Here is a 4,056-nt window from a genome sequence, read left to right on the forward strand (position 1 = left end):
TTTTGTGGTGATCTAATTATATTACAGTTTGGTCTACTATGGGCATTTTTTTATTAATTTTTATTAGTTCAAGTTCATTTTACAATTAAGCAAATTATTAATTTATTCTTTTGCCTTTAATTCGTGTTAATTCGCTGCAAAAAATATTTTAAATTCTTTAAGAAAAACATTAGTTCAACTTATATAGTAATGATATCTAAAAATAAAATTCTAAAGTTCAACAATAAATTAAATTAATCCTAATATTTATATGGTGTTTTGTCTGGTGATTAAAATAAGAATGTTCTGATGAGAGAGGTAGCAGATATTGATAATTGTGGAATCAATGTTTTAGGAATAATTAAAGTAGCCAAAGAATTAGGTTTTTTGCTGAATATTTTAAAACTGATTCTAGATAATATGATTATTGCTATTTAGATAGGAATCTATCAGAATATTTTATAATTACTTTCAAGCTAACGAGCTAAGAGCTCGTTTTTTATTTGATACTATGGTCATTAAAAACTATACTACTTTATAAATTACTAAAACTCAAAAATTAATGCTAAATTATAGTTTGCATTATAGGTAAATAAAGGTAAAATAAACATATACCTTCTTATAAAAATTTAAAACATTGAGAGGTATATAACTCTATAATAATATGGGAGGAAGATTATGTTAAAAGATAGTTGTAAGATTTTACTGATTATAAGCTTGCTTATTATTAGTTGTACTATTGGAGTATCAGCAGCAGAGGGTCTAAATTCATTAATAACCAATTCACCTTCACAAGCTGATTATCCAGAAGCAGGTGCATTGGTTTTAAAGGATTACATAGTAGCAGATTATACTAAGAAAGAAGCCGAGATATATCAGGACAACATCATTAAAATATTTAATAAGCGGGGTATTAAGAAGTTTGGAGAGTTCAAGATTAGATTTGATAAGTCAGCTGAAAGTATAGAAATTACTGAAGCTAAGACGATCAAGCCTGATGGCACAGTGGTTAAAGTTAAGCCAAAGGACATTAAGGAGATAACTCCACCATCAGCCAATAATAGTGTCTATTCAGATGCTAGAATTAAGGTAGTTACTATTCCTGCTTTGGAGCCAAGGAGTATTATAGTTTGTAAATATTTAAGAAAGGTAAAGAAAGCTACAATCAATGGCGAATTTTCATTAATAGAGAGGTTCCAATATACTGAACCTATTAAAAATAAGAAATTAATTGTTAAGGTTCCATCAGATAAAGAAGTAAATTATAGAACTAAGCTCATGGATTTAGAACCAATTATTAAGAGAGAAGGAGAAGCTAAGGTTTATACTTGGCAGAAAGAAGATATTCCTGCTATTGTACCAGAACCTGCTATGCCACCACTGATGAATGTAGCACCTGTTGTTGAGTTATCCACTTTAAAGTCATGGAGCCAAGTTATTCAGTGGTATAATGGTTTGATTGATAATCAATATAAAGTAAATGATAAGTTGAAGACTAAGATTAAAGAGCTGACTAAGGCGGCTAAAAGTAAAGAAGATAAGATGATTGCATTATATAATTATGTAACTTCACAGATTAGATATGTCGGTTTAGAGTATGGTATTAGTGGTTATAAACCTCATACTGCAATTGAGACTTATCAGAATAAGTATGGTGATTGTAAGGATAAGGCTACTTTATTGATAGCAATGTTAAAAGAGATTGGAGTTAAGGCGGAGCCTGTACTAATCAATCGTAGCTGGAATCCTGATTTAGAGATAGTAAGTATTAATCAGTTTAACCACATGATAGTTTATTTAGTCAATGAAGACAAGTATTTAGATCCAACCAATAATGGTACGATGTATGGAGTTTTGCCAGGTGATCAAGGTAAGAAGGTTTTATTGCCTTTAGCTAATAAATTAGCTCAGACTCCAATTATGGCAGCTAAATTAAATCAAAGCATAGTCAAGCAGGAAGTAAGCTTGAAAGAGGATGGTAGTGCAGTTATTGATTATTTAGAAGAATATACAGGAGTTAATGATTATATCTTTAAGGATATTTACTCTAGATATACTCCAAAACAGCAAGAGTTAATCATTAAGCAAGGAATTAGTAGAGGGTTTGCTAGTGCTAATGGTGTTAATCCTATAATCTTAGGTGTAGATGATTTGAATCAGAATCTTAAGGTAACTATTCCTGAAATGAAGGTGCGTAATTATGCAAAAAGTATGGGAAATTTATTAGCTTTAAGTCCGATGAGATTTCCAGTTTCTTTAGCTCAAATAGTTGCATCTGAAAAGAGAATTTATCCGATTTATTTAAGCTCTACTAGTGATATTGTCCGTAGAGTTGAAATTCAATTACCGCAAGGATATAAGGTAAATTATATGCCAGAGGAGATTAAATTAGAGAATAAAGTAGGAAAATTATCAGCCTCTTACACTAAAGAAAATAATAAAATTATCTTTGATTTTAATTTAAAGATTAATAAGCAGGAGATAGAGGTTGAAAATTATAAGTTAGCTAAAGAATTGCTTGGTCAAGCTGGAGTAGTTGTCCAGAATCAGATTTTAGTTGAGAAAAAGTAGTATAGTGATATCATTTTTATTTTGATTTATTGTATAGCAATAGTTTAAAACCTGCCTTACCATACATTAATGTATGGTAAGGCAGGTTTTGTTTTTAGAATTAAGGGTTATTAAAAATCATATAAAAAAAGATGATAAATTTGTTTTACTAAAAAAATCACAATATAATAGTGTAAAGTCTTGTTCTGGTAGAAAACTAATGAAGTAGAGGAATATTCATAAACTTTGGTTATTAGGTGGAAAGGAGGGTAGTAACTACCTAAATCTCTAATTTCTAACCGCCAAAGAAAAAATTTCGAAATATCCAGACAATATTAATATTTGAATTTAATAATAGGTTATTGTAATAAGTTAAAGGAGGTAGAGGTTTATGGATATTATAAAATCAGCTGAAAAAGAAGTTCTGCTTTCTTGGGGGAGATGTACTACTGAAGGATTAAGTAATAATCTTATTACTCCAAAAGTAATACTTACAGATAAGGAATTAGAAGCTAAGTTACAAAAGAACAATATGCTGATTTCTATATTTAAAGAGAGTATTAGAGAAATCAAGGATTTTATAGGAGAAAATTATTGTTTTATTCTAACTGATTTTGAAGGTATATTGTTAGAAGTAAGTGGTAACAGGAGAATAATTGAAAGATTGAAGAAGATAAAAATCGAGAAAGGAAGCTCTTTTGCCGAAGAAAGTATTGGAAGCAATGCTATTTCTATGGCAATGAATTTAAAAGAAGAAATGTATCTTGCAGGTGAAGATCATTATTGTGATTTTATGAAACAATGGAATTGCTTTGCTCTTCCTTTGCAGAAAGAAGATGGAATAATAGGTTATTTAGATGTATCAACGGTAAAGTCAAATTTTGAAAAAGAATTAATAGCTATCGCTTTATTATTAAGAGACCAGATTATTTATAATTGTGATAAATATGAAAATGCTCAAGAATTAGATAGAGAAACAGGATTGAGTAGGAAGCAGAAGAAGATGTTAACTTATCTAGCTCAGGGATTAACAGAAAGAGAAATAGCAGAGAAAATGACTTGCTGTGAGAGTACGATAAAATATCATAAGAAGAAGATATGGGATTTATTAGGTGTTAGTTCTACAGTAGAGTCAGTAGTTAAAGCTATTAAAACTGGGTCTATTTCTGTGAAAGATATTAATCTTTAATTGATAATTATTTAGGATGACATACGGGGGATTATTTATAGTAATTATTGACAATAAACTAATAATAAATTAGTGTATTGTTAATGGTTATCTACAAAGTAATTATGTGTAGGAATTTTATTATTCGGCTATAATTTTAGTTTAACGGGCTAATAGCTCGTTTTTTGTTAAAAACATGGTCACTTAAAACTATACAAAAGTATAGTTTTTACTTGAAAATGGGAAAAATCCTATACGATAGTATGGACTTAAGTCAATATCTTGGACACAAAAAATTGAACAAATTAAGCAGCTAATAATTGTTTTTCATATTCATTAGGAGTCATATAGTCAATACT

General features: G+C 29.2%; 3 protein-coding genes. All 3 read left to right on the forward strand.

Translation table 11 applies throughout. From position 1 onward, the window contains the following. Nucleotides 1–288 precede the first annotated feature (288 nt). The 3 genes from BX659_RS19570 to BX659_RS18455 all read left to right on the forward strand — a co-directional run bounded on the left by BX659_RS19570 (nucleotide 289) and on the right by BX659_RS18455 (nucleotide 3,718). Complete coding sequence (locus BX659_RS19570) at nucleotides 289–417, forward strand: hypothetical protein (RefSeq protein ID WP_258176164.1); 129 nt, start codon at nucleotides 289–291, stop codon at nucleotides 415–417. A gap of 240 nt (nucleotides 418–657) precedes the next feature. After that, entirely contained in the window at nucleotides 658–2,550 is a 1,893-nt protein-coding gene (locus BX659_RS18450) for a DUF3857 domain-containing protein (protein WP_097019700.1), read from the forward strand. Nucleotides 2,551–2,920: 370 nt separating this feature from the next. After that, nucleotides 2,921–3,718: a LuxR C-terminal-related transcriptional regulator gene (locus BX659_RS18455; RefSeq protein WP_097019701.1), complete on the forward strand. Its 798-nt coding sequence runs from the start codon at nucleotides 2,921–2,923 to the stop codon at nucleotides 3,716–3,718. Nucleotides 3,719–4,056 lie beyond the last annotated feature (338 nt).

The sequence above is a fragment of the Orenia metallireducens genome (assembly GCF_003001995.1).
In the GTDB taxonomy this organism is placed as follows: Bacteria; Bacillota; Halanaerobiia; order Halobacteroidales; family Halobacteroidaceae; genus Orenia; species Orenia metallireducens_B.